The sequence below is a fragment of the Streptomyces violascens genome, assembly GCF_014649955.1.
Classification (GTDB): Bacteria; Actinomycetota; Actinomycetes; order Streptomycetales; family Streptomycetaceae; genus Streptomyces; species Streptomyces violascens.
On sequence record NZ_BMUA01000002.1, the window covers coordinates 130687 to 156703 of the forward strand.

24 protein-coding genes and 1 other RNA gene are annotated in these 26017 nt (G+C 72.1%); 12 read left to right on the forward strand and 13 right to left on the reverse strand.

Annotated features, from left to right (window positions below):
- Nucleotides 1-20 precede the first annotated feature (20 nt).
- Entirely contained in the window at nucleotides 21-2180 is a 2160-nt protein-coding gene (locus tag IE206_RS05725; RefSeq protein WP_189960912.1) for an acyl-CoA dehydrogenase family protein, read from the forward strand.
- Nucleotides 2181-2194: 14 nt separating this feature from the next.
- A complete protein-coding gene (locus IE206_RS05730; protein WP_189960913.1) occupies nucleotides 2195-3382 on the forward strand; it encodes a lipid-transfer protein in 1188 nt (395 codons plus the stop codon).
- Between the two features lie 272 nt (nucleotides 3383-3654).
- Here the strand turns inward: IE206_RS05730 and IE206_RS05735 are convergent, their stop codons facing one another.
- Nucleotides 3655-3912 (reverse strand): hypothetical protein, encoded by a 258-nt coding sequence (locus IE206_RS05735; protein ID WP_189960914.1) that lies wholly within the window; start codon nucleotides 3910-3912, stop codon nucleotides 3655-3657.
- Between the two features lie 521 nt (nucleotides 3913-4433).
- Here IE206_RS05735 and IE206_RS05740 point away from each other — a divergent pair.
- Nucleotides 4434-5870 carry an MFS transporter gene (locus IE206_RS05740; RefSeq protein WP_189960915.1) on the forward strand — a complete coding sequence of 479 codons (1437 nt, stop codon included), beginning with the start codon at nucleotides 4434-4436 and terminating at the stop codon, nucleotides 5868-5870.
- Between the two features lie 3 nt (nucleotides 5871-5873).
- Here the strand turns inward: IE206_RS05740 and IE206_RS05745 are convergent, their stop codons facing one another.
- The 4 genes from IE206_RS05745 to IE206_RS05760 are packed head-to-tail and all read right to left on the reverse strand — an operon-like array spanning nucleotide 5874 to nucleotide 9467.
- A complete protein-coding gene (locus IE206_RS05745; protein ID WP_189961385.1) occupies nucleotides 5874-6506 on the reverse strand; it encodes a response regulator transcription factor in 633 nt (210 codons plus the stop codon).
- Between the two features lie 35 nt (nucleotides 6507-6541).
- Nucleotides 6542-7795: a sensor histidine kinase gene (locus IE206_RS05750; protein ID WP_189960916.1), complete on the reverse strand. Its 1254-nt coding sequence runs from the start codon at nucleotides 7793-7795 to the stop codon at nucleotides 6542-6544.
- A gap of 29 nt (nucleotides 7796-7824) precedes the next feature.
- Nucleotides 7825-8550, reverse strand: a complete 726-nt coding sequence (locus IE206_RS05755) for an ABC transporter permease (protein WP_189960917.1) — start codon at nucleotides 8548-8550, stop codon at nucleotides 7825-7827.
- Nucleotides 8550-9467 (reverse strand): ABC transporter ATP-binding protein, encoded by a 918-nt coding sequence (locus tag IE206_RS05760; protein ID WP_189960918.1) that lies wholly within the window; start codon nucleotides 9465-9467, stop codon nucleotides 8550-8552. The genes IE206_RS05755 and IE206_RS05760 overlap by 1 nt, the downstream gene beginning before the upstream one ends.
- A gap of 314 nt (nucleotides 9468-9781) precedes the next feature.
- On the opposite strand from IE206_RS05760, the gene chsH3 reads away from it, so the two are divergent.
- From chsH3 to IE206_RS05775, 3 genes are read left to right on the forward strand one after another with little or no spacing between them, the layout of a single operon-like run.
- Complete coding sequence (gene chsH3, locus IE206_RS05765; RefSeq protein WP_189960919.1) at nucleotides 9782-10636, forward strand: enoyl-CoA hydratase ChsH3; 855 nt, start codon at nucleotides 9782-9784, stop codon at nucleotides 10634-10636.
- A 33-nt stretch (nucleotides 10637-10669) separates the two neighbouring features.
- Nucleotides 10670-11746 (forward strand): Zn-dependent alcohol dehydrogenase, encoded by a 1077-nt coding sequence (locus tag IE206_RS05770; RefSeq protein WP_189960920.1) that lies wholly within the window; start codon nucleotides 10670-10672, stop codon nucleotides 11744-11746.
- 55 nt (nucleotides 11747-11801) lie between these two features.
- A complete protein-coding gene (locus tag IE206_RS05775; RefSeq protein ID WP_189960921.1) occupies nucleotides 11802-12746 on the forward strand; it encodes a 3-oxoacyl-ACP reductase in 945 nt (314 codons plus the stop codon).
- Nucleotides 12747-12820: 74 nt separating this feature from the next.
- Here IE206_RS05775 and IE206_RS05780 read toward each other — a convergent pair whose 3' ends face one another.
- On the reverse strand, nucleotides 12821-12973 hold the full coding sequence (locus IE206_RS05780) for a hypothetical protein (protein WP_189960922.1): 153 nt from the start codon (nucleotides 12971-12973) through the stop codon (nucleotides 12821-12823).
- Nucleotides 12974-13027: 54 nt separating this feature from the next.
- Nucleotides 13028-14161 carry a hypothetical protein gene (locus IE206_RS05785; protein WP_189960923.1) on the reverse strand — a complete coding sequence of 378 codons (1134 nt, stop codon included), beginning with the start codon at nucleotides 14159-14161 and terminating at the stop codon, nucleotides 13028-13030.
- A 214-nt stretch (nucleotides 14162-14375) separates the two neighbouring features.
- Between IE206_RS05785 and IE206_RS05790 the strand changes: the two genes are divergently transcribed.
- The 4 genes from IE206_RS05790 to IE206_RS05805 all read left to right on the forward strand — a co-directional run bounded on the left by IE206_RS05790 (nucleotide 14376) and on the right by IE206_RS05805 (nucleotide 18394).
- Nucleotides 14376-15428, forward strand: coding sequence for an ABC transporter substrate-binding protein (locus tag IE206_RS05790; RefSeq protein WP_189960924.1), 1053 nt, complete (start codon nucleotides 14376-14378; stop codon nucleotides 15426-15428).
- Nucleotides 15429-15521: 93 nt separating this feature from the next.
- Nucleotides 15522-16385: a Nif3-like dinuclear metal center hexameric protein gene (locus IE206_RS05795; protein ID WP_189960925.1), complete on the forward strand. Its 864-nt coding sequence runs from the start codon at nucleotides 15522-15524 to the stop codon at nucleotides 16383-16385.
- Nucleotides 16382-17125, forward strand: coding sequence for a zinc ribbon domain-containing protein (locus IE206_RS05800; RefSeq protein WP_189961387.1), 744 nt, complete (start codon nucleotides 16382-16384; stop codon nucleotides 17123-17125). Before IE206_RS05795 ends, IE206_RS05800 begins: the two co-directional genes overlap by 4 nt.
- Nucleotides 17126-18394, forward strand: coding sequence for a bifunctional RNase H/acid phosphatase (locus tag IE206_RS05805; RefSeq protein WP_226598789.1), 1269 nt, complete (start codon nucleotides 17126-17128; stop codon nucleotides 18392-18394).
- 250 nt (nucleotides 18395-18644) lie between these two features.
- Here the strand turns inward: IE206_RS05805 and eda are convergent, their stop codons facing one another.
- Nucleotides 18645-19295 carry a bifunctional 4-hydroxy-2-oxoglutarate aldolase/2-dehydro-3-deoxy-phosphogluconate aldolase gene (eda, locus tag IE206_RS05810; protein ID WP_189960926.1) on the reverse strand — a complete coding sequence of 217 codons (651 nt, stop codon included), beginning with the start codon at nucleotides 19293-19295 and terminating at the stop codon, nucleotides 18645-18647.
- Nucleotides 19296-19367: 72 nt separating this feature from the next.
- Nucleotides 19368-20168 (reverse strand): peroxide stress protein YaaA, encoded by an 801-nt coding sequence (gene yaaA / locus IE206_RS05815; RefSeq protein WP_189960927.1) that lies wholly within the window; start codon nucleotides 20166-20168, stop codon nucleotides 19368-19370.
- 368 nt (nucleotides 20169-20536) lie between these two features.
- On the opposite strand from yaaA, the gene IE206_RS05820 reads away from it, so the two are divergent.
- Nucleotides 20537-21979: an RNB domain-containing ribonuclease gene (locus IE206_RS05820; protein ID WP_189960928.1), complete on the forward strand. Its 1443-nt coding sequence runs from the start codon at nucleotides 20537-20539 to the stop codon at nucleotides 21977-21979.
- Between the two features lie 6 nt (nucleotides 21980-21985).
- Here the strand turns inward: IE206_RS05820 and IE206_RS05825 are convergent, their stop codons facing one another.
- Nucleotides 21986-22588 (reverse strand): hypothetical protein, encoded by a 603-nt coding sequence (locus IE206_RS05825; protein WP_189960929.1) that lies wholly within the window; start codon nucleotides 22586-22588, stop codon nucleotides 21986-21988.
- Entirely contained in the window at nucleotides 22585-23382 is a 798-nt protein-coding gene (locus IE206_RS05830) for a MerR family transcriptional regulator (protein ID WP_189960930.1), read from the reverse strand. Before IE206_RS05830 ends, IE206_RS05825 begins: the two co-directional genes overlap by 4 nt.
- Before the next feature lie 106 nt (nucleotides 23383-23488).
- Here IE206_RS05830 and rnpB point away from each other — a divergent pair.
- Nucleotides 23489-23909: RNase P RNA component class A (gene rnpB / locus IE206_RS05835), an RNA gene on the forward strand.
- A 124-nt stretch (nucleotides 23910-24033) separates the two neighbouring features.
- On the opposite strand, the gene IE206_RS05840 is transcribed toward rnpB, so the two are convergent.
- Together IE206_RS05840 and IE206_RS05845 are read right to left on the reverse strand one after the other, a co-directional pair.
- Nucleotides 24034-25260 (reverse strand): cytochrome P450, encoded by a 1227-nt coding sequence (locus tag IE206_RS05840; RefSeq protein ID WP_189960931.1) that lies wholly within the window; start codon nucleotides 25258-25260, stop codon nucleotides 24034-24036.
- A complete protein-coding gene (locus IE206_RS05845) occupies nucleotides 25257-25964 on the reverse strand; it encodes a cyclodityrosine synthase (protein ID WP_226598788.1) in 708 nt (235 codons plus the stop codon). Before IE206_RS05845 ends, IE206_RS05840 begins: the two co-directional genes overlap by 4 nt.
- Between the last annotated feature and the right edge of the window lie 53 nt (nucleotides 25965-26017).

Genomic DNA, 26017 nt, shown 5'->3' on the forward strand with positions numbered 1-26017 from the left:
GGCGACGGGTGAGGGCGTCCATGGGCATCGCGATCACGCAAGAACAACGGGAGCTCGCGGAGGCGGTACGCGGCTGGCTGGCGCGGGCCGTGCCCGTCGAGGAGGTGCGCAAGCTCCTGGACGCGCCCGAGGCCGCCGGGGCCCGCCCGCTGTTCTGGGACGGGCTCGCCGAACAGGGGCTGCTCGGCATCCACCTCGGCGAGGAGTTCGGCGGGGGCGGCCTCGTCGAGCTCGCGGTCGTCCTGGAGGAGGCCGGGCGCGGTCTGCTGCCGGGCCCGTATCTGCCCGGGGTGCTCGCCGCCGAGCTGCTGCGCCGCGCCGGGCGGCACGACGCCCTTGTCGGGGACATCGCCGAAGGCCGCAGGACCGCGGCCGTGGCACTCGGCGCGGGCACGCTCGCCGCCGTCGGCTGCGAGGGCGGCTGGCTGCTCGACGGGACCGCACCGCCCGTACTGGCCGCGGGCCAGGCCGAGTTGGTGATCCTCGCGGCGAAGGCGCACGACCGCACGCTCTGGCTCGCGGTGGACGCCGACGCCCTGCACATCCGTACCCACACGAGCACCGACCCGACCCGTCCCACCGCCGAGGTGCGGGCCGAGGGCGTCGTGGTGGACGCGGGCCGGGTCCTGGACGTGGACTCCGCGCTCGTCCGCGACCTCGCCGCGCTCCTGTTCGCCGCCGAATCCTGCGGCACGGCGGCCCGCGCCCTGGAGATCGCGGCCGAGCACGCCAAGGTCAGGGAGCAGTTCGGCCGCCCCATCGGCCAGTTCCAGGCGGTCAAGCACCTCTGCGCGGACATGCTCGTACGCTTGGAGCAGGCCCGCGCGCTGGTGTGGGACGCGGCCCGCGCCATGGACGAGCCCGCCGAGGTGCGGGGCCTGGTCGCCTCCCTCGCCGCCACGGCCGTCGACGCCGCCTGCTCCTGCGCCAAGGACTGCATCCAGATCCTCGGCGGCATCGGCTTCACCTGGGAGCACGACGCCCACCTGTATCTGCGCCGCGCCCTGGTCGCCCGCCAGCTCCTCGGCGCCGGGGACGCCCACCGGCTGCGGGCGGTCCGCCTCGCGAGCGGCGGCGCCCGCCGCGAGCTGCGGATGGAACTGCCGCCGGAGGCCGAGAACTTCCGCGGCCCCGCCCGAGCGGTGATCGAGGGCGTACGGGACCTGGACCCGGCCGCGGTGCGCCGGGCCCTGGCACCCACGGGATACGCGGCTCCGCACCTGCCGGCCCCGTACGGACTGGGCGCGGGACCCGTTCAACAACTCGTCGTCCAGGAGGAGCTGCGGCGATCCGGGGTCAAGGTGAGCGACCTCGGGACAGCCACCTGGGTGGTCCCCTCCCTCCTCGCGTACGGGACCGGCCCCCAGCAGGACCGCTTCCTCGGCCCCACCCTGCGCGGCGAGCTGCTGTGGTGCCAGCTGTTCTCCGAACCCGGCGCGGGCTCCGACCTCGCCTCGCTGCGCACCAAGGCCGAGCGCACCGACGACGGCGGCTGGCGGATCACCGGCCAGAAGGTGTGGACGAGTGCCGCGCAGTGGGCGGACTACGGCATCCTGCTGGCCCGCACCGACCCCGCGGCCCCCAAGCACAAGGGCCTCACGTACTTCCGGATCGACATGAAGCGGACGAGCGGCATCGACGTCCGCCCCCTGAAGGAGATCACCGGGGACTCCCTCTTCAACGAGGTGTACTTCGACGGGGCGCTGCTGCCCGCCGACGCCGTCGTGGGCGAGGTGAACGGCGGCTGGCGCGTCGCCCGCAACACCCTGGGCAACGAACGCGTCCACATGGCCGACCAGTTGACCTTCGACACCGGCCTCGAAGCGCTGATCGCCCGCGCCGGGGAACTGGACGGCGCGTACCGGGCGCGGATCGGCGCCCTTGCCGCCGAGGCGCACGCGCTGGCCTGCATCGGGCTCCGTACGACGATGCAGCAGGCCTTGGGCCTGGAACCGGGAGCCGGGGCCAGCGTCCGCAAGCTCGTCCAGACCCCGCACCAGCAGAAGATCGCCGAGCTCGCCCTGGAACTCCTCGGCCCCGAGGGCGCGGTCGCCGAGGGGCCCGGCGAGCGGGCCGTGCACGGCTTCCTCATGTCCCGCTGCCTGACCATCGCGGGCGGCACCACCCAGGTCCAGCTCAACGTCGTCGCCGAGCGCATCCTCGGCCTGCCCCGAGACTGAAGGGTTCCCCTGCCGTGAAGAGTTACATCGTCGGTGTCGGCATGACCAAGTTCGAGAAGCCGGAGTCCCGGGACTGGCAGTACTGGGACATGGCGAAGGAGGCGGGGAGCGCGGCGCTGGCGGACGCGGGCATCGACTACGGCCTGGTGGAACAGGTCCCGGTCGGCTACTGCTTCCAGGCGTCGACGGCCGGTCAACGAGCGGTGTACGAACTGGGGTTGACGGGCGTTCCGGTCTACAACGTCAACAACAACTGCGCCACGGGTTCGAGCGCACTGATGCTGGCGCGGCAGTTCGTGGAGGGCGGCATCTCGGACTGCGTCCTGGCGCTCGGCTTCGAGAAGATGAAGCGGGGCGCGCTGGGCGGCGGCTCGGACGGCGGAGACTTCGCGACATCGCCCGTCGCCCGTCACTACGGAATCATGGCGGCCCACCACGGCTTCGAGATGAGCCCGCCCACCGCGCAGATCTTCGGCAACGCGGCCCGCGAACACATGGAGCGGTACGGGACGACCGCGGCGCAGCTCGCCGCGGTCGGCGCCAAGAACCACCGGCATTCGGTGAACAACCCCAACGCGCAGTTCCAGGACGCGTACTCGGTGGAGGAGATCCTGGCGGCGAAGGAGATCCACCGCCCGCTGACGAAGCTGCAGTGCTCGCCGACGTCGGACGGAGCGGCGGCGGCGGTGGTGGTCTCGGAGCGCTTCGTGGACCGAAATGGCCTGGGCGGAAAGGCAGTTGAGATCGCGGGCCAGTCGATGACGACGGACACGGAGGAGTCCTTCGCCTCGGGGAGCTGTATCGACGCGGTGGGGGCGCCGATGTCGCGGGCGGCGGGGCGGGCGGCGTTCGCTGCGGCGGGCCTGGGCATCGAGGACGTCGATGTGATCGAGCTGCACGACTGCTTCTCGATCAACGAGCTGCTTACGTATGAGGCTCTGGGGATGTGCGGGGTGGGGGAGTCGGGGAAGCTGGTCGAGTCCGGGGCGACGACGTACGGGGGCCGGTGGGTGGTGAACCCGTCCGGGGGGCTGATCTCGAAGGGGCATCCGCTGGGGGCGACGGGGCTTGCGCAGGCGGCGGAGCTGGTGTGGCAGTTGCGGGGGTCGGCGGGGGTGCGGCAGGTGCCGGGGGCGCGGGTCGGGCTGGCCCACAACATCGGGCTGGGCGGGGCGGCGGTGGTGACGCTGTTGCGCCGGTGATTTTTCCCCACCCCGCCCCTTCCCGCTGTGACATTCTGCGGCTCCGCCGCGTGGCCTCCGGGGGTGGGAATGGAGTGAAGCCGGTTTTCCCGGGCCCCGCCCCAGACCCCGTTCGCGCCTCAAGGGCGCTCGTCCTCAAACGCCGGACAGGCTGAAGATGCCGGTGCTGTCGGGTCGATCCCGCTAGGGGCGCGGGGAACTGCGCGACCAGCCACGCACGGTCCGCGGACGAAAGGGGGTTCAGGGGCGCGGGGAACTGCGCGGTGGGGACCTTACGAGCGGCCGAGGAGTTCGCCCGCGATATTGCCGATGAGGCCCCCCTCCATTTCCTCTTCGGGATCCATTTTGATCCTGCCGTGCTTACGGTCGGAGGTCTCGTGCCGCCCCTTGTCGGCAGTAGGCTCCGACCGGACGGTCGAACCGTCGGCCGAGGGCTTTGGCGGAGAAGCTGCGGAAGCGCCATTCATTCCGATCACGGCCAGTAGGACAGGGGTGGCGATCGCAATGGTCAGGGCTCTGCGTACACGCACGGTTTTCTCCTCATCCAGGACAACAAGTCGCCGCCAAGCTACCCCGGCATTCACCCTGAATAACCGCTCATCGAACTAACCGCTCGTACGGCCGAATTCGGCGCCTTGAAACGTGGCTCCGCCCCGGTGCGGGCGCCGACTTGGCCCGTACCGGGGCGGCGATGCGATGCAGGTGTTTTCTCTGCCCTGAGTGGCTGTTAGACGAGCAAGGCCTTCAGGAGAGCGCCTACGACGTGGACAAGCCCGACCACGACAGCGCCAAGGATGGCAAGAATGGGCACAGTGTTCTCCCTGCTGTGAAATGGAGCGTGACACCGGATCGGTGGCTCGGTCGAGCCACCCCTGTAACTGCCTGACCCATTGAATGGACACGCCTGGATTCACCCGCCCGTGGAAGACGAATTGTCGCCTCCGCCCCCTTGGGAGTGAACTGACCCGCTCCGGGATTTCGGGAAGGGCGGGCCGAGGTGGAGGCCCGGAGTGGGGAAAAGGCGTGTAACGGGTGCCCGCCCCGTGCGACCATGACCCGCATGGCCCACGCGTCCGCAGACACCCACATATCCACCCCCACCCCAACCTCCCGCACCTGGCCGGTCGTTCTGGCCGCCTGCGCGGGGCAGTTCCTCGTCGTGCTGGACGTCTCCGTCGTCAACGTCGCCCTGCCCTCCATGCGCACCGGCCTCGGCATGAGTGCCGGCGGGCTGCAATGGGTGGTCAACGCGTACGCCATCGCCTTCGCCGGGTTCATGCTGCTCGGCGGTCGCGCGGGCGACCTGTACGGGCGCAAGCGGATGTTCCTCGTGGGGCTCGGGCTGTTCACCGCGGCCAGCCTCGGTGGAGGGATCGCGCAGGAAGGCTGGCAGTTGCTGCTCGCCCGCGCCGCTCAAGGGCTCGGGGCCGCCGTCCTCGCGCCCGCCACCCTCACCATCCTGACCGCCGCCGTCCCGGAGGGCGCGGCTCGCACCCGGGCCATAGGGACGTGGGCCGCGGTCGGCGCGGGCGGCGGCGCGGCGGGCGGGCTCGTCGGGGGCGTGCTCACCGACGTCCTGTCGTGGCGCTGGGTGCTGCTCATCAACGTGCCCGTCGGCGCCCTCGTCCTGCTCGGCGCCGCGCTCTGGATCACCGAGTCCCGGGCCGGCCGGCACCACCGGCTCGACCTCCCCGGCGCCGTCCTCGTCACGGCCGGCCTCGCCACCCTCTCGTACGGCATCGTGCAGACGGAGGCGCAAGGTTGGGGTGCCGTCGCGACCCTTGTTCCGCTCGTCGGTGGGGTGGTTCTGCTGCTGGCGTTCCTGGTCGTCGAAGCCCGCACCGCCGTGCCCCTCATGCCCCTGCGGCTCTTCCGGCTGCGGGCCGTCTCCGCCGCCAACGCCGTGATGTTCGTGTGCGGATCCGCGATGTTCTGCACCTGGTTCTTCATGACGCTGTACGCCCAGAACGTGCTCGGCTACACCCCGCTGGGCGCCGGGCTCGCGCTCATACCCAGTTCGCTCAGCGTCGTCCTCGGCTCGAAGCTGGCGCCGCGCATCATGCCGCGGACCGGCGCGCGGAACCTGACCGTGCTCGGTGTGCTCGTGACCGCGGCCGGGTTCGGGTGGCAGTCCATGATGCGGGCGGACGATCCGTACTGGATGTCCATCCTCGTGCCCGGCGTCCTCATGATGACCGGCGCCGGGCTCGCCACAACCCCCCTTGCGGCGCTGGCCACTTCGGGGGCCGAGCCCGGCGAGGCCGGGCTCGTGTCGGGGCTCATCAACACGTCCCGGACGATGGGCGGGGCGCTGGGCCTTGCCGTGCTTTCCACGGTCGCCGCGTCCCGGACGGGCCTCGTGCAGAGCCCCGAATCCCTCACCGCCGGGTACGCGCTCGCCTTCCGCGTCGGCGGGTTCGTGCTGCTCGGCAGCGTCGTACTCGCCCTGGTGTGGCTGCCCCGGGCCGCCGGTCCCGGCCGGCGCTGAGGGCTACAGCCAGCCCTGCTGGCGGGCCGACCGTACCGCCTCCATGCGGTTGCGGGTGCCCGTCTTGCCGATCGCGGACGACAGGTAGTTGCGGACCGTCGACTCCGACAGGTGCAGCTTGCCCGCGATGTCGGAGACCGTCGCCCCGTCCACCGAGGCGTTCAGGACGTCGCGTTCGCGGGCGGTCAGCGGGCTCGGGCCCGCGCTGAGGGCGGCGGCCGCGAGCGCCGGGTCGATGACCGTCTCGCCGCGCAGGACCCGGCGGACCGCCTCCGCGAGATCCTCGACCGGGCCGTCCTTGACGAGGAACCCGGCGGCGCCGGCCTCCATCGCGCGGCGCAGATAGCCGGGCCGGCCGAACGTGGTGAGGATCAGGACCCGGCAGTCCGGGACCTCCTCGCGCAGCGCGGCGGCCGCGTCCAGGCCGCTCATGCCCGGCAGTTCGATGTCCAGCAGGGCCACGTCGGGGCGCGAGACCAGCGCCTCGGGGACGATCCTGTCGCCCGCCGAGACCTGCGCGACGACCTCCATGTCCTCTTCGAGGCCGAGCAGCAGGGCGAGCGCGCCGCGCATCATTCCCTGGTCCTCGGCGAGCAGCACTCGTACGGATTTGGCAGGTCGGTGATCCTGGGGCATCTCGTCCACGGGGAAAGGGTATGTGCGGCCGGACGTCAGTGGTGGCCGGGGGCGCTGGTCAGCTCGTCGTCCAGGGCCGCGTCCGCGGGGTCCACCGGGAGTTCGGCGCTCACCTGGAAGCCGTTGCGGGGGGCCGGGCCCGCGGTCAGCGAGCCGCCCGCCGCGGCGAGGCGCTCGGTCAGGCCCTTCAGGCCCGTGCCGCCGATCCGCGGGGTGGGGGCGGGAGCCGCGGGCGCGCCCTTGCCGTTGTCGGTGACCGTCAGGGTCACCCGCTCCGGCGTGCCCTCGACCACGATCTCGCAGCGGCTCGCGGCACTGTGGCGCACGACGTTGGTGACCGCCTCGCGCACCACCCAGCCGAGCAGCGCCTCGGCCTGTGCGGGCAGCGGCGGCCCCGACTGGCGTACCAGCGGCTCCACTTCGGCCGCGCTCAGCGCCGAGCGGGCCCGGTCGAGCTCGGTGGCGAGGCTGCCCTCGCGGTAGCCGGTGACGGCCTCGCGGATCTCGGTCAGGGCCTGGCGGCCGACCGACTCGATGTCGGCGACCTGGCCGAGCGCCGCGTCCAGGTCGCGCCGGGCGATCCGGCGGGCCGCCTCGGACTTCACCACGATCACGGACAGGGTGTGGCCGAGCAGGTCGTGCAGATCGCGGGAGAAGCGAAGCCGCTCCTTCTCGACCGCGGTACGGGCCAACTCCTGCCGGGTGTCGCGCAGTTCGCGGACCGTCTCGGAGAGGGAGAGCAGGGCCGAGATCACCAGGCCCGACAGGAACGTGCCGTACGCGATGGTCATGTTGTCCCAGGGGTCGCCCGTCTTGATCCCCGAGATCACCCCCACCGAACCCGCAAGCGTGATGATCACGAAGCCGAGCCGCCGGTCCCGCACGGCCGCCCCGGCGGCCAGCGAGGCCAGCGGGAAGAACAGCAGCCAGACGCCGCCGTAGCCGATCCCCATGGCGTAGGTGACGGCGGCGAGCGCGCCGAGCAGGACCAGGGTCGCCCGCTCCTCGCGCCGCTGCTTGTCCAGGGCGCGGAAGGCGACCTGCGCGTACAGGACGGCGAAGGCGAGGATGCCGAGGCCGCCCAGCCAGGGCAGGGCCACCTTGCCCTTGGCGACCTCCACGACGGCGCCGGTGCCCATGAGCAGCCACGGCAGGAAGGTGTAGCCGTTGGCGGGCGGCCCGGGGAACTCGTCGGCCTTCTCGCCCCGCGGCGGCAGCTTCGGCAGCAGTGATGGCAACGTGTTCTCCCCGTACTGACGTTTCGGCTGGTGGTGCGTCCCGTGCTTCATGCGCTCGCCTGTCCCCGGCGTCGGTGCGCTCACGCGGTCCGCGCGGACCGACGGTAGGAGACCACGGCGTACGAACCGAAGACCACCAGCCAGGCTGCCATCAGTGCGATGGTGGCCGCACCCGGGGCGTGGCCCTGCGAGGTGGCCCAGCCGAGGTCGGCGAAGCGGTGCGTCGGAGTGTACTCGGCGATCCTGCGCAGCCAGCCGGGGAAGGCCGAGACCGGGAACCACAGGCCGCCGAGGATCGCGAGCCCCATCAGGCAGGCCACGTTGACCACTCCGGTGGCCTGTGCGGAGAGCCGGTAACCGTTGCCGAGGCCGAGCATCGTGAAGGGCAGCGCCCCGATCCACAGGAGCAGCGTGAGGGCGCCCCACTGCCAGGCGTCCAGGCGCACGCCGTTGACCAGCGCGCCGGACAGGAACACGGCGAGGATGCCGGGCAGCACGGTCACCGAACCGCTGATCGCCCGCCCGGTCACCACCCGGGTCGGCGGGAGCGGGGCGATCCGCATCTGCCGCAGCCAGCCGATCGACTTGTCCGAGGCGACCCCGGTACCGACGCCCAGGGCCGCGCCGAGCGCGCCGTACGCCGCCATGCCGATCATCGACGAGATCTTCCAGTCGGCGTCGTCGTTCTGGCCGCCGCCGATGTTGGTGAAGAGCAGATACATCAGCACCGGCATCCCGATGCCGAAGGTCACGAAGGAGGCGTCACGGAGCGTGCGCCGCATCTCCAGCTTGATGTACTCGAACATCAGACGGTCTCGCTTTCGCGTGCGGTGAGGGAGAGGAAGGCGTCTTCGAGGCTGGCGGGGGCGACTTCGAGGCGGCGTACGGCCCCCATCGCGGCCAGCGCGACGACGGTGGCGTCCGAGTCGTCGCTGCGCAGGCGGGCCCGGTCGCCGTGGATCTCGACGGCGGCCACGCCGGGCAGCAGGGACAGGCCCTCGGTCGGCATGCCCGCGAGGTCGAAGGAGACGAGGCTGCCGCCGGCCGCCCGCTTGATGGTCTCGCCGGGCCCGTCGGCGACGATGCGGCCCCGGTCGATGACGACGATGCGGTCCGCGTTGTCGTCGGCCTCTTCGAGGTAGTGGGTGGAGAACACGACCGTGTTGCCGCGGTCGGCGTACGTGCGCATCGACTCCCAGAACGCGCGACGCGCCTCGACGTCGAGCGCGGCCGTCGGCTCGTCGAGCAGCAGCAGTTCGGGGTTTCCGGCAAGGGCCATCGCGAACCGGACCCGCTGGGTCTGGCCGCCGGAGAGCTTGTCGACCCTGCGGTCCGCGAACTCGGTGAGTCCCGCCAGCGCGAGCGCCTCGGCGACCGGCATCGGCTTCGGGTACATGCTGCCGATGAAGAACACCAGCTCGCGCACGGTCACCCGGGGGATCGGGCTGCCCTCCTGGAGCATCGCCCCGACCAGCCCGGCCCGTACCGCCTGCTCCGGGGTCCGCCCGAAGATCCCCACCTCGCCCGCGTCGGGCTCGTTCAGGCCGAGCAGCAGGCTGATGGTGGTGGACTTGCCGGCCCCGTTGCGGCCGAGCAGCGCCACCGTCTCGCCGCGCCCGATGCTCAGCTCGGCGCCGTTCACGGCCCGGACCGCCCCGTAGGACTTGACCACCCCGCTGAAGCGGACCGCGTTCGCGTCGCTCTGTGTCGTCGTCTGCGTCATGGGAGAAACGCTACGGAGCGAGCGGGGGGTCGCCCCAGATGCGCATGTACGGAGCCGGCCAGGACAAATGTCCTGGCCTACCCCCGCCGAAAGGTGCACGGGGCGGCCCCGCCAGTGGATCTGACGCCACGTCAGGAGCCTTCACAACTGCCGGGGCGTGCGCTATACCTAGGGGCCATCGGCCTAGAACGCGTTCTAGAACGAAGGACGGGTCCTCGGTCCGGTCCAGTACGACCTCGGTGCGGCCGACGGTGCGGACGGCCGCACCGAGGTCTTTTCCCGTGCCCGCACAACGCTCAAGGAGCAGCATCCACATGCCCATTGATGCCGCGAAGGCGGTCGCCGCCGAGCCCCGGTCCACCGAGATCGCCTGGGACCACAAGGACGTACAGCTCTACCATCTGGGGCTCGGGGCGGGCGTCCCTGCTGTCGATCCCGACGAGCTGCGCTACACCCTGGAGTCCCGGCTGCACGTGCTGCCGTCCTTCGCGACCGTCGCGGGCGCCGGCATGGGCGTGGTCGGCGGGCTCTCCGCGCCGGGCATCGACGTGGACCTCGCGGCGGTGCTGCACGGCGGCCAGGCCATCACCCTGCACCGCCCGATTCCCGTACGGGGCAGGGCCACCTCGACCTCGAAGGTCGCCGCCGTCTACGACAAGGGCAAGGCCGCCATCCTGGTCCTGCGCACCGAGGCCGCCGACGCGGACGGGCCGCTGTGGACCAGCGACGCGCAGATCTTCGTGCGCGGCGAGGGCGGCTTCGGCGGGGACCGGGGGCCCTCCGCCCGCGTCGAACAGCCCGACCGGGCCCCGGACCACACCGTCGAGTGCCCGGTCCGCGAGGAGCAGGCGCTGCTCTACCGGCTTTCGGGGGACTGGAACCCGCTGCACGCCGACCCCGACTTCGCCAAGCTCGCCGGCTTCGACCGGCCGATCCTGCACGGGCTCTGCACGTACGGCATGACGCTCAAGGCCGTCGTGGACACGCTGCTCGGCGGCGACGTGACCCGGGTGTGTTCGTACGCCACCCGCTTCACCGGGGTCGTCTTCCCGGGCGAGACCCTGCGCATCCGGATGTGGTCCGGGCCCGGCCGCGTCCAGGTGTCGGTGACGGCCGTCGAGCGGGACGACGCGCCGGTCCTCGCCGACACGGTCGTCGAACACAACTGAGCTTTCTTATCCGGTACTTGAGGGGAGCCCGCCATGCGCGCAGCCGTACTGCACGAGATAGGCCAGGACAAGCTCGACGTGGTCGACGACATTCAGGCGACCGGCTTCGGCCCCGGGAAGGTCAAGCTCCGCGTCCGCGCCACGGGCCTGTGCCACTCCGACCTCTCGGCGATGAGCGGCGTGCTGCCGCAGCCCGCGCCGTTCGTGCCCGGCCACGAGGGGGCCGGGGAGGTCATCGACGTCGGGGACGGCGTGACCGGCCTCAAGCAGGGCGACCGGGTCCTGATGTGCTGGCTGCCCGCGTGCGGTCAGTGCCCGTCCTGCAAGCGGGGCCAGACCCATCTGTGTCTGGCCGGCTTCATGAACGCCGGGACGCCCAACTTCAGGCGGGCCGGCGGCGACGTGTTCGGCTTCGCGGGCACCGGCACCTTCGCCGAGGAGGTCGTCGTCGCGGCCGGCTGCGCGGTCCCGATCCCGGACGACGTGCCGTACGAGATCGCGGCCCTGATCGGCTGCGGCGTGACCACCGGGCTCGGCGCGGCCATCAACACCGCGAAGGTGGAGGCGGGTTCGTCCGTGGCCGTCATCGGCTGCGGCGGGGTCGGCATCTCCACCGTCCAGGGCGCCCGGGTGCAGGGCGCGGCCCAGATCGTCGCGGTGGACCCGGTCGCGTCCCGGCGCGAGGCGGCGCTCAGGTTCGGCGCCACCGAGGCGGTCTCTCCCGAGGAGTTCGCCGACGCCAGGCAGCGCGTCACCGCCGGCGAGGGCTTCGACTACGTCTTCGAGGTGGTCGGCCGCTCCGCGACCGCCCGCACCGCGTACGAGAACACCCGGCGCGGCGGCACCCTGTGCGTGGTCGGCGCGGGTGCCATGGACGACTTCTTCCAGGTCAACATGTTCGAGCTGTTCTTCGACGAGAAGCGCGTCCTGCCGTCCATGTACGGCGGCGGCGACGTGCTGCGCTCCTACGAGCGGGCCATCGCGCTGTGGCGGGCGGGCCGCATCGACCTGGAGAGCCTGATCACCCACCGGGTGCAGCTCGCCGGGATCAACGACGCCCTCGACCAGATGCGCAGCGGCGAGGCCCTGCGCACCTGCATCGAGATCTGATCCATCCGACCGATCCACCGTCTGATCCATCCCACCGCGAGAGGATCCAACCGGCATGGCAGTACTGCCACTTGAAGGTCTGTCCGCGATCGTCACCGGGGCCGGGCGCGGGCTCGGCCGGGCCGAGGCGCTCGAACTCGCCCGGCTCGGCGCGGCCGTCGTCGTCAACGACTTCGGGCAGCCCGGGCGGGACGGCTCGGGCCAGGCGTCGAAGGGCCCCGCCGAGGAGGTCGCCGCCGAGATCCGCGCCGCGGGCGGGCGGGCAACCGCCCACACCGGGGACGTCGCGGACCACCAACAGGCCCGGGAACTGGTCCAGTTGGCGATCGACACGTATGGAAAACTCGACATCCTGGTCAACAACGCGGGCATCCTGCGGGACCGGATGATCTTCTCGATGAGCGAGGCCGAGTGGGACTCGGTGATCCATGTGCACCTCAAGGGGCACTTCAACACCACCCACTTCGCGGCGGCGCACTGGCGCGAGCGGTCCAAGGCGGCGGGCGGCCCGGTCTACGGCCGCATCGTCAACACCTCCTCGGAGGCCTTCCTCGCGGGTTCCGCGGGACAGCCCAACTACGCGGCGGCCAAGGGCGGCATCGTCGGCCTGACCACCTCGACCGCGCTGGCGCTCGGCAAGTACGGGGTCACGGCGAACGCGATCTGCCCGCGGGCCCGTACGCGCATGACGGAGGACGTGTTCGCGGGCTTCGCCGAGCCGGGGGAGGGGCAGCTCGACCCGCTGGCGCCCGAGCACGTCTCGCCGCTCGTCGGCTATCTGGCATCCCCCGCGGCCGCCAAGGTCAACGGGCAGCTCCTGGTGGTGCACGGCGGCATGGTCGCGATCGTCGAACGGCCGCGGGTGGCCGCCAAGTTCGACACCGCGAAGGAGGTCTTCTCGTACGAGGAACTCGACGAGCTGATCTCCCCCTACTACGAGGACCGGCCCCCGAACGAGACCTTCGCGGCGGCCGAGGTGCTCGGACTCAAGCACGGCTGAGGCGCTGCCGGGCATGCGGAAAGGGCGAGGCCCCCGGGGTGAACCACCCCGGGGGCCTCGCCCCTTTCACGTGCTCAGGCGTTGCTGCCCGCGGTCTCCTCGCGCCGGTGGCGTCCGTGGGCCGGCGTCATCGAGTCCTCCGTGGAGGCCGCCCCGCCCCGGTGCCTTCCGTTGCTGTCGGTCCCGGTACCCGTCTCCTGCGGACGGGTGTCGGTCTGGTTGGACATGAGCTGTGGTCACCCCGTAGTCGTCTTCACTGTGCCTCGTACAGGGCGCCGATTCTAACGATCTCCCGCCGGCGGCCGACGGCCGGTCAGAGGTGCCTGCCCCAGCGGTACGGGCTTGGCCGCGGCGGGCTTGGCGGGCGCCGGCGGCGGGGTGGGCGGGGCGGGTGCCGGGTCCGGCGGCGCGGGCAGGTCGAGCAGCGCGCACGGGGTCGTGTCCGTGACGTACGGCAGCCGCAGCGCCCCCTCCGGTGTCCACAGCCCGGCCCCTGCCAACCACCCTTGTGGCGCCGCCAGTTGATGAAGGTGGCGGCCCGCCGGGCGCCAGATGCCGACCCAGGTGCCGCCCGCCGCGTCGATGCGCAGGGCCACCGCGCAGGACTCCGGCGTGAGGACCTGGCCCGGCTGTATGGCGAACGGGGTGACCGCGGCGTCCGCCAGGCGCAGGCATTCCGGGAAGCGGATGGGGAGCGCGGAGCCGAGCACGCCCCAGCCGAGCCGGTCGTGGCCCGGGGCGTCCGAGCGGATCATGAGGAGCCCGCTGTCGGCGTCGGCGAGCAGCAGCCGGTCGTTGCTGTCCTCGGTGATCTGGAGCAGCTCGGTGACCTCGCCGCCGCGTTCCAGGTCGACGGCGACGGCCTTGGTGCGGCCGTCCAGCTCGCGGTCCAGGGAGAGCATCCGCCCGGTCCGGTCCAGCCACGCGCCGCCCGAGCAGCGCCCCTTGATGCGGGCGACCGGCTCGGGGCCGAACGCGCCGCCCGCCACCAGCCACAGCGCCGTGCCGTCCGGGCCCGCCGCGAGCGCGTAGGCGCAGCTGCCGTCCGGGGACGGCGGGAGCAGGGTGAGCTCGCCCTCCCCGGCGTCGATTGCGCCGAGCGGCAGCTCACCGGTCGCGGGTCCGGTGGGGTAGAGCAGCGCGAAGGCGTGCCGGTCGGCGACCCTGCGGTGGATGAGCACCCGGCCGTCCGCCATGGGCAGCACCCCGGCGTCGGGCTCCTCCGGCTGGTTGCCGGGGAGCGGCACCGCGTAGGGCTCGGGGCCGTCGAGCGTCCAGCGCTCGGGGAACCAGGCCGCCCCGGACCCCGCGTCGCGCACCAGCCTCGCGGCGTACGAACCGTTCGCGGTGATCGCGAATCCGGTACTTCTGACCGCGCCGCCCTCGGCAGCGGTCTCGATGGCCAAAGCCGTCATCAGATGGCTCACCTCCGGCCCCCGAAGCTAGTTTTCGCACTTCCAGCCGAACAACGCGAGACCACTCGCTTCACACCAAAGGGTGGCTGTCGGGCGATTCGCCTGTGCAGGGGGAGACGGATGTGCAGGAACGATTTATGTAAGGTTAGGCGTACCTAAGCCACGTTGGCCGGACATTTGCGGTCGGCGACCCCCCGCTGTACAGGAGCCTGTGATGTCCCTACGCCGCCGCGGCACCGCCGCCGTAGCCCTCGCCGTGGCCGCCGGACTCTCCCTGGCGGCCTGCGGAAGCAGCGACGGCGGGGACAAGCCGTCGGCGGCGGCCTCGGGCAAGGCGGACGCGGGCGGCAAGAAGTCCGTCGCGCAGGGCGGCAAGGACTTCGCGGCGGCGGCCGACAGGACGGCCAAGATGGGCACCGACGCGGAGCCCGGCCAGTTCCCGCGCACCGTCAACCACGCCATGGGCGCCACCGCGATCAAGGCCCGGCCCCAGCGCGTCGTCGTCCTGGACGTCGGCGAGTTCGACAACGTGGTGTCGCTCGGCATCCAGCCCGTCGGCTACGCCCCCACCGAGGGCGACGAGGGCATCCCGAGCTACCTGAAGAAGGGCGCGGGCGACCCGAAGAGCGTCGGCACGATCAACAGCCTCAACCTGGAGGCGATCGCCGCGCTCAAGCCCGACCTCATCCTGGGCAGCCAGCTGCGCGCCGCCGACAAGTACAAGGAACTCTCCAAGATCGCCCCGACGGTCTTCTCGATCCGACCCGGCTTCCCGTGGAAGCAGAACTATCTGCTCAACGCCGCCGCCCTCGACAAGAGCGCCGAGGCGAAGGCGAAGCTCGCCGCGTACGAGACCAAGGCCAAGCGGCTCGGCACCGACCTCGGCGCGAGCAAGCCGACGGTCACGATGCTCCGCTACATGCCGGGCAAGGTCCGCCTGTACGCGAAGGCCTCCTTCATCGGCACGATCCTGGACGACGCCGGCATCCCGCGCCCCAAGAACCAGCAGGCCGTCGACCTGGCGACCGAGGTCGGCCCGGAGACCATCGACCGGGCCGACGCCGACTGGATCTTCACCGGCGTCTACGGCGACCCGAAGAAGTCCAAGCGGGACAGCGCCGAGTCGAACCCGCTGTGGAAGAACCTGAAGGCCGTCAAGGCCGGACAGGCCAAGGACGTCAAGGACGAGACCTGGTACCTCGGGCTCGGCGTCACCGCCGCCGACTCCGTCCTGGACGACCTGCACGGCTTCCTCGTCAAGAGGTAGTCCCCGGTCGCCGACCGGCAGGAAGTCGCCTGCCGGCGGGCACCGGCACCGGCGGCCGACCGGCGGGGTGCGCAGCGCAGGTAACCTGTCTCCGTGCCCCGTCTGTCTGAAGTCATCGCCGCGCTCGACGCCCTCTGGCCGCCCGAGCGGGCCGAGGGGTGGGACGCCGTCGGCACCGTCTGCGGCGACCCGGACGCCGAGATCCACCGGGTCCTGTTCGCCGTCGACCCCGTCCAGGACATCGTCGACGAGGCCCTGAAGCTGGGCGCCGACCTGATCGTCACCCACCATCCGCTCTATCTGCGCGGCACCACCACGGTCGCCGCCGGCCACTTCAAGGGCCGTGTGGTGCACACCCTGATCAAGCACGACATCGCCCTGCACGTCGCGCACACCAACGCCGACACCGCCGACCCGGGCGTGAGCGACGCCCTCGCGGGCGCCCTCGACCTGCGGGTCGTACGGCCCCTCGTGCCCGACGCGAGCGACCCGTCGGGCCGCCGCGGCCTCGGCCGGGTCTGCGAGCTCGACCCCCCGATGACGCTCGGCGAGTTCGCCGCCCGCGCCGCCGCCCGGCTCCCCGCCACCTCGCAGGGCATCCGCGTCGCGGGCGACCTCGAAGCGACGGTGCGTACGGTCGCGGTCAGCGGCGGCTCCGGCGACAGCCTCTTCGACGCCGTACGCGCCGCGGGAGCCGACGCCTTCCTCACCGCGGACCTGCGCCACCACCCGGTCTCCGAGGCCACCCAGGCCGCGTCCTCGTCTTCCGGTCGGCTCGGCCTGGTCGACGCCGCGCACTGGGCCACCGAGTGGCCCTGGTGCGAGCAGGCCGCCGCCCAGCTCGACGAGATTTCCGACCGCCACGGCTGGGACCTGAGGGTCCACGTCTCGAAGACGGTCACCGACCCGTGGTCCGCCCACCACACCTCCCCTTCTATTGATGGAGCCCCCAACTGAACGCCGCGCCCGCCGACCAGATCCGCCTTCTCGACGTACAGGCGCTGGATGTCCGCCTGTCGCAGCTCGCCCACAAGCGGAAGTCGCTGCCCGAGCACGCCGAGATCGAATCGCTGAACAAGGACCTCACGCAGCTGCGTGACCTCCTGGTCGCCTCGCAGACCGAGGAGAGCGACACCGCCCGCGAGCAGACCAAGGCCGAGCAGGACGTGGACCAGGTGCGCCAGCGCGCCGCCCGCGACCAGCAGCGCCTCGACTCGGGCGCCGTCTCCTCGCCGAAGGACCTGGAGAGCCTGCAGCGCGAGATCGCCTCGCTCGCCAAGCGCCAGGGCGACCTGGAGGACGTCGTCCTCGAAGTCATGGAGCGCCGCGAGTCCGCCCAGGAGCGGGCCGCCGAGCTGACCGAGCGGGTCTCCTCCGTACAGGCCAAGGCCGACGACGCGACCGCCCGCCGCGACGCCGCGCTTGCCGAGCTCGACACCGAGGCCGCCTCGGTGACCAAGGAGCGCGAGATCGTGGCCGGTTCCGTCCCGGCCGATCTGCTCAAGCTGTACGACAAGCTTCGCGAGCAGCAGGGCGGCGTCGGTGCGGCCCGCCTCTACCAGCGCCGCTGCGAGGGCTGCCGCCTGGAGCTCAACATCACCGAGGTCAACGAGGTCAAGGCGGCCGCTCCCGACGCGGTCCTGCGCTGCGAGAACTGCCGCCGCATCCTGGTGCGCACCTCGGAATCGGGTCTGTAAGTGCCTTCTGTGCCGTCCGCGGGGCGTCAGTTCGTCGTCGAGGCCGACGGCGGCTCCCGGGGCAACCCGGGTCCCGCCGGCTACGGCGCGGTCGTGCTCGACCCGTCGACCGGCGAGACGCTCGCGGAGGCCGCCGAGTTCATCGGCGTCGCCACGAACAACGTCGCCGAGTACAAGGGGCTCATCGCGGGGCTGCGCGCCGCGCGGGAACTCGACCCGGCGGCGCGGGTGCGGGTCCGCATGGACTCCAAGCTCGTCGTCGAGCAGATGTCGGGCCGCTGGAAGATCAAGCACCCCGACATGAAGCCGCTGGCGGCCGAGGCCGGGCGCATCCTGCCGTCCTCGCAGGTGTCGTACGAGTGGATCCCGCGCGAGCGGAACAAGCACGCCGACCGGCTCGCCAACGAGGCGATGGACGCGGGCAAGCGGGGTGCGCAGTGGTCGCCGTCGGCGTCCACCGCGGACCTCTCCGCCTCGGCCGACGTGGGCGCGGCCCGGGTGGTCGGCGACGCGGCGGCGGGCGCGGCCAGGGCGCGGGCGGCGCTGGCGCAGGGAAGGGAATCCGGGACGTCGGCTTCGACTCCCGTACCGGGCAAGGCGGTTGAGGCGGCGCCGACCGTGGGCTGGGGGGCGTCGGCGGATCTGGGCGCGCCTGCCACGTTCGTACTGCTCCGTCACGGTGAGACGGCGCTGACGCCCTCGAAGCGGTTCTCGGGGAGCGGCGGAACCGACCCCGAGCTGTCGGCCGTCGGGCGCGGCCAGGCCGAACGGGTCGCCGCCGCGCTCGCCGAGCGCGGCACCGTCCAGGCGATCGTGTCGTCCCCGCTGCGGCGGTGCCGCGAGACCGCGGCGGCCGTGGCGGCCCGGCTCGGGCTCGACGTCCACATCGAAGAGGGCCTGCGCGAGACGGACTTCGGGGCGTGGGAGGGGCTGACCTTCGCGGAGGTCCGCGAGCGGTACCCGGACGACCTCGACGCCTGGCTCGGCTCCGCGAAGGCGGCTCCGACCGGCGGCGGCGAGAGCTTCGCGACGGTGTCGCGGCGGGTCTCGGCGGCCCGGGACCGGCTGATCGCCGCGTACCCCCGGTGCACGGTGCTCGCGGTGACCCATGTGACCCCGATCAAGACCCTGGTGAGACTGGCCCTGGGGGCGCCGCCGGAGTCCCTGTTCCGGATGGAACTCTCGGCGGCGTCGTTGTCGGCGGTGGCGTATTACGCGGATGGCAATGCGTCGGTGCGGTTGCTGAACGACACGGGGCACCTGCGGTAGAGCTCTTGCTGCCGGGGTGCGGGCCCGCCGGGATGTTCGCGCAGTTCCCCGCGCCCCCGGCGGCGTCGACCCTGGCAGGGCGCATTACCAGCCTGTCCGGCGTTTGAGGACGAGCGCCCTTCAGGCGCGAACGGGGTCTGGGGCGGAGCCCCAGGGGCCTTCAACCCCCGGAGGGTTTCGGGAAGGGGCGGGGTGGGGGCCTCCGGGGTCTGGGGCAAAGCCCCAGCGCACCCTGGTGGCACCCGGTACCTCAGCGGGCTCGCAATGCCGCCGCCTCGCGGGCCAGGGCTTCGACCCGGGGCCAGTCGCCGGTGGCGATCGCGTCCTGCGGCAGCATCCAGCTTCCGCCTACGCAGCCCACATTCGGCAGCGCCAGATAGGCGGACGCCGAGGCGGGGGAGATGCCGCCGGTCGGACAGAAGCGGGCCCGGGGGAGCGGGGCCGAGAGGGACGTGAGGTACGCCGTGCCACCCGCCGCCTCGGCCGGGAAGAACTTCATCTCCGTCACGCCCTGTTCGAGCAGCGCGACGACCTCCGACGCCGTCGAGACCCCGGGCAGAAACGGGACGCCGGACCCCCTCATCGCGTCCAGGAGGGCGGGAGTCCAGCCGGGGCTCACCAGGAAACGGGCCCCCGCGTCCACGGCATCGGCGGCGCCGCCCGGCGATATCACCGTGCCCGCCCCGACCACCGCCTCCGGCACCTCGGCCGAAATCGCCCGGATCGCGTCGAGCGCGGCCGGCGTGCGCAGGGTCACCTCGATCGCCGCGAGCCCGCCCGCCACCAGCGCCCGCGCGAGCGGCACGGCGTCGGCGGCGTCGTCGATCACCACGACGGGGAGGACGGGGGCGAGATCCAGCACGGAGGCGTGAGCAGGGGAGGGCGCGGCGGAGGACGTCATGCGCCCATCCTGCCGAGGGTGTGCGGAGTACGCAACGCGCGTTGCATATGCTGCAACAGCTGCCGCTCCGGGTCAGTGAATCTGCGTCACGACCACGTCCAGGGCCCAGGCGCGGCCCGCCTTGGCGGGCGGCTCGCCCTCGACCACGTAACCGAGGTCCCGCAGCGCCGCCACGAGCTCGGCGGGGTCGGCGGGGTGGGCCCCGGCGGTGAGGAGGTCGCGCACGAGCCGGCCCTTCGTCGCCTTGTTGAAGTGGCTGACGACCGAGCGCTTCTCCACGCCGTCGACGAGCTGGGAGTGCAGCACCCGCACGGTGGCCGTGCGGCCCGCGACGGCGCCCTTCGGCTTCCAGGCGGCGGCGTACGCGGAGGAGCGCAGGTCCAGGACCAGGCCCTCGCCCGCGGCCTCCGTCATGACCGGGTCCATCACGGTCCGCCAGTGCGCCCCGAGCGCGCCCAGGCCCGGCAGCTTCACGCCCATCGAGCAGCGGTAGGAGGGAATCCGGTCACCGGTGTGGACGGCGCCCCACAGCCCCGAGAAGACGAGCAGCGCCTTCGCGGCGCGGCGCTTGGCGGCGGCGTCCAGGGTGGCGAGGCCGAGGGCGTCGTACAGCACGCCGGTGTAGATCTCGCCGGCCGGGCGGGTGCCGGCGGTGCGCAGCTCGACGTTCTTGGCGACCTCGCCCCGCAGGCCCTCGCTGAGCCCGAGCACCTCGCGGGCCTTGTCCTCGTCGCCGGTGCACAGCTCGACGAGCTCGTCGAGGACGGCCGCGCGGGCGTCGGCGAGGCCCGGAAGGGACAGCGACTCCGCCTTCAGCGGTGCCCCGCGGCCCGAAGCGGCCTTTCCTTCGGAGGGCGGCAGCAGCACCAGCACGGCGATTCTCCTTCTTGTACGTACGGGGAGGGGGTGCGGCCCCCGCGCCAGAGTAACCCTGGCCCGCTCCCACCCCGCCCCTTCCCCGAACCCGCCGGGGGTCGGGAAGGAGAAGGTCCGTTCCTGGGGCTCGGCCCGGACCCCGTTGGCACCTGAAGGGCGCTCGTCCTCGAACTCCCCCAAGGCTTCAAGGGGCAGGGGGACCCCCACGACAGGCTGAAATGCCCCGCTGCGGGCCGGCACCGAGCCTGCCAGGGGCGCGGGGAACCGCGCGAAAGCCCCGGCGGGCTCGCACCCGAACACCGCCCCAAGCGGACCGAGGCGAGCGAAAACATGCCTCACCCCCCACCCCCTCGTACGCTCGGGGCATGCCCCGCCGCCACCTGCACGTGACCGGCGCAGCGGAGGCCCCGCTGCGTACCGCGCTCGCCGCGCTGCGTACCGCGCTCGACGTTCCCCCGGAATTTCCGGCCGACGTCCTCGCCGAGGCGGAGCGCGCGGCCGCCGCGCCCCGCCTGCCCGCCCACGACGCGACCGGCATCGAGTTCTTCACCATCGACCCGCCCACCTCCACCGACCTCGACCAGGCCATGCACCTGGAGCGCAGGCCGGGCGGCGGATACCGGGTGCACTACGCGATCGCCGACGTCGCCGCGTTCGTCACCCCCGGCGGCGCCCTGGACGCCGAGGCGCACCGGCGCGTGACCACCCTCTACTTCCCCGACGAGAAGACTCCGCTGCACCCCGCCCTCCTCTCCGAGGGCGCCGCGAGCCTGCTCCCGGACCAAACCCGGCCCGCCCTGCTCTGGCAGATCGAACTCGATGCGGACGGCGCGATCACCACCACCGACGTACGCCGCGCTCTCGTCCGCAGCCGGGCCAAACTCGACTACGAGGGCGTCCAGAAGCAGATCGACTCCGGCACCGCGCCCGACGCCCTCGCCCTGCTCCGCGACATCGGCACCCTGCGCGAACAGCAGGAAGTCGCCCGCGGCGGCATCTCGCTCAACGTCCCCGAGCAGGAGATCGTCGAGCACGACCACCGCTACGACCTCACCTACCGGGCCCCGCTGCCCGCCGACGGCTGGAACGCCCAGATCTCCCTGCTCACCGGCATCGCCGGCGCCCGGCTGATGCTGGCGTACGGCACCGGAATCCTGCGCACCCTGCCCAGCGCCCCGGACGGCGCGGTCGCGAGGCTGCGCCGCTCGGCGAAGGCGCTGCACATCGACTGGCCGCACCACGTCCCGTACGCCGCCGTCGTCCGCTCCCTCGACCCGCGAGAGCCGCACCACGCCGCCTTCCTCCAGGAGTGCACGACGCTGCTGCGCGGTGCCGGGTACACCGTGTTCACCGGCCACGCCGAGCCCGAGCTCGCCGTCCACGCCGCGGTGGCCGCCCCGTACACCCACTGCACGGCCCCGCTGCGCCGCCTCGTCGACCGGTACGCCGGTGAGCTCTGCCTCGCCGCGGTGGCGGGCCAGGATCCGCCGGACTGGGTCGCCACCGCGCTCGAAGGGCTCCCGAAGGAGATGGCCGCGGGCACGACCCGGGCCAACACCGTGGAGCGCGAGTGTGTGGACATCGTCGAGGCGGCCCTGCTCAAGGACCGGGTGGGCGAGGTGTTCGACGCGACGGTCGTCGACGTGAAGGAACAACGACCGGCCGTCGGCACCGTCCACTTGACCGACCCGGCAGTGGTGGCCCGCATCGAGGGCGGCGACAAGCCCCTCCCGCTCGGCGAGCGCCTCAGAGTCCGCCTGACCCAGGCCGACCCCGGCACCCTGAAGGTCCTGTTCGCCCCCGCGTGAGCGGACCTACGCGACGACGGCCCGCAGCGCCTTCGCCAGCTCGCCCGGCTCGTCCGCGTGGAACCGTACGACCGTCACCTCACGCCGTTTTCCCAGGAGCTGTACGTGGGTGATGGGCTCGGTCAGCTCCACCGTCAGGGAGGTCTGGGAGCCGACGGACAGTTCCAGGACGTCGTCCGGCACCGTTCCGCCAGCACCCTGGAACTTCAACTCCCTGCGGATTCGGGCTATTTGGGCCAGCGGTATGACCAGGTCCACCCGGGCGCCCGCGCGCACGCGCAGGGTGTCCGGGGTCAGCACGTGCGGCCGGGTCACGGCCGCGGCCTGCATGCCGAGGACCAGGACGACCGTGTACAGGTCCAGGACCAGCAGCACCGCGTGCAGTGCCGGCCAGTCACGGACCAGGAACGACAGCCCGATCGTCTCGACCACGCACACGAAGGTCAGCCCGTACACCGTCGCCGCCTGCGGGCTTGCGTACCCGAACGCCCGGTCCACCGGGCCCACTTGATGGCGACGGCGGGCGATCCACAGCCCGAAACTCTTCAGTACCTGTGCCTCGTGCGCGGCCAGTCGTCGGACCGGCTCCGGCAGGACGTCACGTTTCATTCCGCCACCCCGCCCTTCTCCGATTTCTTTGGATTCTCCGAGACCAGCAGCATCGCCCGGCGTACCGCCTCGGCCTGCGCGGGAGCGAAGTCGGCGAGGAAGGCCTTGAGGAAGGTCTGGTCGGCCGGGGTCGTGGCCGCCGCGATCTGCGCCGTCAGCTCGGGCGGGAGGCAGTCGGCGAGCGCTCGCGCGGCTTCGTCCACCCGGGGGTCCGCGACGTCGGCGTCGGCCAGCGCGTCGAGCAGGGCGTACACCTCGTGCGCGCGCTCGGCGGCGCCCGGTGCGGCGGCCACGGACCGTACGGCGGCCATCAGGCGGTCCCGCTCCTCGGGGTCCGCGGCGGTCTCCATGAGGGCGAGCAGTTCGCGGTCCTTGGCGGCCATGGGGGAGGTCGTCTCCCGCGTACCCAACTCGGCGAAGAAATCGGCCAGTTCGGGGGAGAGCTCGTCGTCCGTCGTCAGACGGCCCGCCCTCGCGCGGGCGAGCAGCGTGGCCAGGCGGGCCCGGCGGGCCCGGATCTCCGCCTCCTGGCGGGCCAGGTCCGCGTCCAACTCGCCCAGCACGTCGATCAGTTCGTGCCCCGCGTCGTCGGCGATCACGTCCCGCACCTCGTCGAGGCCGAGGCCCAGCTCGGTCAGCCGCCGGATGCGGGCGAGCGCGACGGCGTCCCGCACCGAGTACTGCCGGTAGCCGTTGGCGAGCCGGGCCGGTTCCGGCAGGAGGCCGAGGTGGTGGTAGTGCCTGACGGCCCGCGTGGTCACCCCTGCCAGCGCGGCGATCTCCGAGATCCTCATGGCTCCAGTAGAAACGTTGACGCTGCGGCAGGGTCAAGTGATCCTTTCGGCGGGACCGGCGGGCGTCGTGCCGCCCCGCGCCGGGTAGCATGGTCGGCACGGCAGACGAGCCGGGCGGGCGGCCGCGTGGAGATCCTCTGGATCTTCCCGAGGAACGTCCGGGCTCCACAAGGCAGGGTGGTGGCTAACGGCCACCCGGGGTAACCCGCGGGACAGTGCCACAGAGAACAGACCGCCCGGGCTGCGCTCTTTTAGAGAGGGCGGTCCCGGGTAAGGGTGAAACGGTGGTGTAAGAGACCACCAGCGCCTGAGGTGACTCAGGCGGCTAGGTAAACCCCACCCGGAGCAAGGTCAAGAGGAGCCGCCGTGAAACGCGGCTCTGCGCGGACGATCGAGGGCAGCCTGCCCGAGTCCGCGGGTAGACCGCACGAGGCCGGCGGCAACGCCGGTCCTAGATGGATGGCCGTCGCCCCGACGACCGCGAGGTCCCGGGGTACAGAACCCGGCGTATATGCCCGACTCGTCTGTCGCCACTCTCGGCAGAGGCCCCTGACCAGGTGAAACACCAGGTCAGGGGCCTTTTCGTGGCTTCGGGGCCGAGTTCTGCGCGAGGGCGGGAGCCGTGGCGGCCCGGCGGTCAGCGGGGGCCGGTCACCACAGGACGGGCAGCCTCTCGGGGATGCGCTTCATGAAGCCGGTGCGCCACACGAGCTGCTCGATGGGGACGGCGAGGTCGAGGCCGGGCATCCGGTCGAGCAGCACCTCGATGGCGATCTGCGCGTGGCGCTTGCCGAGGGCGGTCGCCGGGCAGTAGTGGCCGCCGCCGCCGAACGACAGGTGACCGTTTGCGTTGGGGCGGTCCAGGCGCACGGTGTGCGGGTCCTCGAACTCCTGCGGGTCGTGGTTGGCGGCCTCGACCAGGACGAGGACCAGTTCCCCCTTCTGGATCTCGACGTCGCCGAGCAGCATGGTCTCCGTCGCGATGCGCGGCAGCCCGTCGGCGATGGACAGGTTGATGCGCAGCAGCTCGTCCACCGCCGCCGGAATCAGGGACGGGTCGGCCACGAGCCGCGCCTTGAGCTCCGGGTGCTGGACAAGAGAGACGATCGCCATGGTGAGGAAGCCCATGACGGAGATGACTCCGGCGCCGAACATGGTGACGCCGACCGTGGCGAGCATCTCGTCCGTGAGGTGCGCGTAGTCGGGGTCGTCGCGCAGGGCCGCGAGTTCGCCCAACAGGCCGCCGGTTTCCGGGTCGTTGAGGCGCCGCACCATGTGCGCGATGTCGCGGTCCCAGTTCATCGCCGCGGCGGGGATCTCGCGGGGGGAGTTCATGAACGCGATGTGCAGCGAGTCGTACAGCTTCCCGGAGTCCGCCTCGGGGATGCCGAGGATGTAGGTGTGCAGCGCTGTGGAGTACGGCACGGTGAAGTCGTACCGCAGATCACTGGGCGCACCGGCGGCCATCAGGCGGTCCGCGAGGTGGCGGGCGCGCTCGTACAGCCAGTCCTCAAGCCCCGGCGACTTGGGGTTCAGGGCTTTCATCACCGCTTTGCGGAGTCCGGCGCCGGTGATGTTGCCCATGTTGTTGACGACCTCGGGCGGGATCGTCAGCGCGTACTGCCGGGGCGCACCGGGCGCGGAGGTCTCGGCGAGCGAATACCGGTCGTCGTCGAGGACCTGACGGCACAGCGGATAGGAAGACACCAGCCACGCTTCCGCCCCGGCGATGGTGCGGACCTTCTTGACCGGCTCATGGGCCAGGAGCTGCGCGATCTGGGGAGGCAGGGCGGTGCCGTTGGCGTCGAACGGGAACCGCGTCAGCTGGTCGTGGTCCACGGGGCAGCCCGGCGCGGTGGGGTTGAGGGCGGTGGTCATGCGGGCTGCTCCTGGGTGTCGGCGGGGTTGATGATGGCGTGGCCCTGGTTGCGGGAGGCGCGCAGCCCGTAGCCCCGCGCGTAGAGCAGCTCCGCGAGGGGGAGCGCCTGGTGGTAGCAGTTGAGGGAGCTGGGAACGTCGAGGATGGCCGGGGTGTCGAGGAACAACGGCACCTCGGCGCAGACGTACTTGATGCACACCTCACGCTGCCGGTCGGTGGGCGGCTGCCCGTTCAGCTTGCCGGCGAGGAAACGCGCGGCGAGCTGATCACAGACCTCGCGGAACTCGGGATCCGCGGTCAGCAGGTCGTCGAGCCGGGTACGGATGCGCTGGTAGGCGGGGATCTCCAGGAGTGCGGACATGGGGCGTCCGCGCAGGCGCTTCCCCTCGGGGTCGAGGAATCCCACGGCGCCGGTCACCTTGGCGCGGACACCACGGAGGTTCTTCACCGCCTTGCGCTGCGCCTCCACCGGGGGATAGCCGAGAGCTTCGAACATCTCGGCGACATGCAGGTCCGTCCAGATCAGATCGACCTGACGGAAATGCTCCAGACCCCAGTTGGCGAGGTCGAGGACGCGTTCGTGCGTGAAGTAGCCGTTGCCGGACGAGATACCGATGACGGCGTGATCGCCCTCGTCGTGGATCACCTGGCAGTGCGGGGTGTACGGGTGCACGGCGAAAACGCCAGCTATGGCAGTCGTCAACGTCAATTTCCCCTGGCGCCGCAAGTCCCAGCAGGGCCCGATGCCCTGGGTGT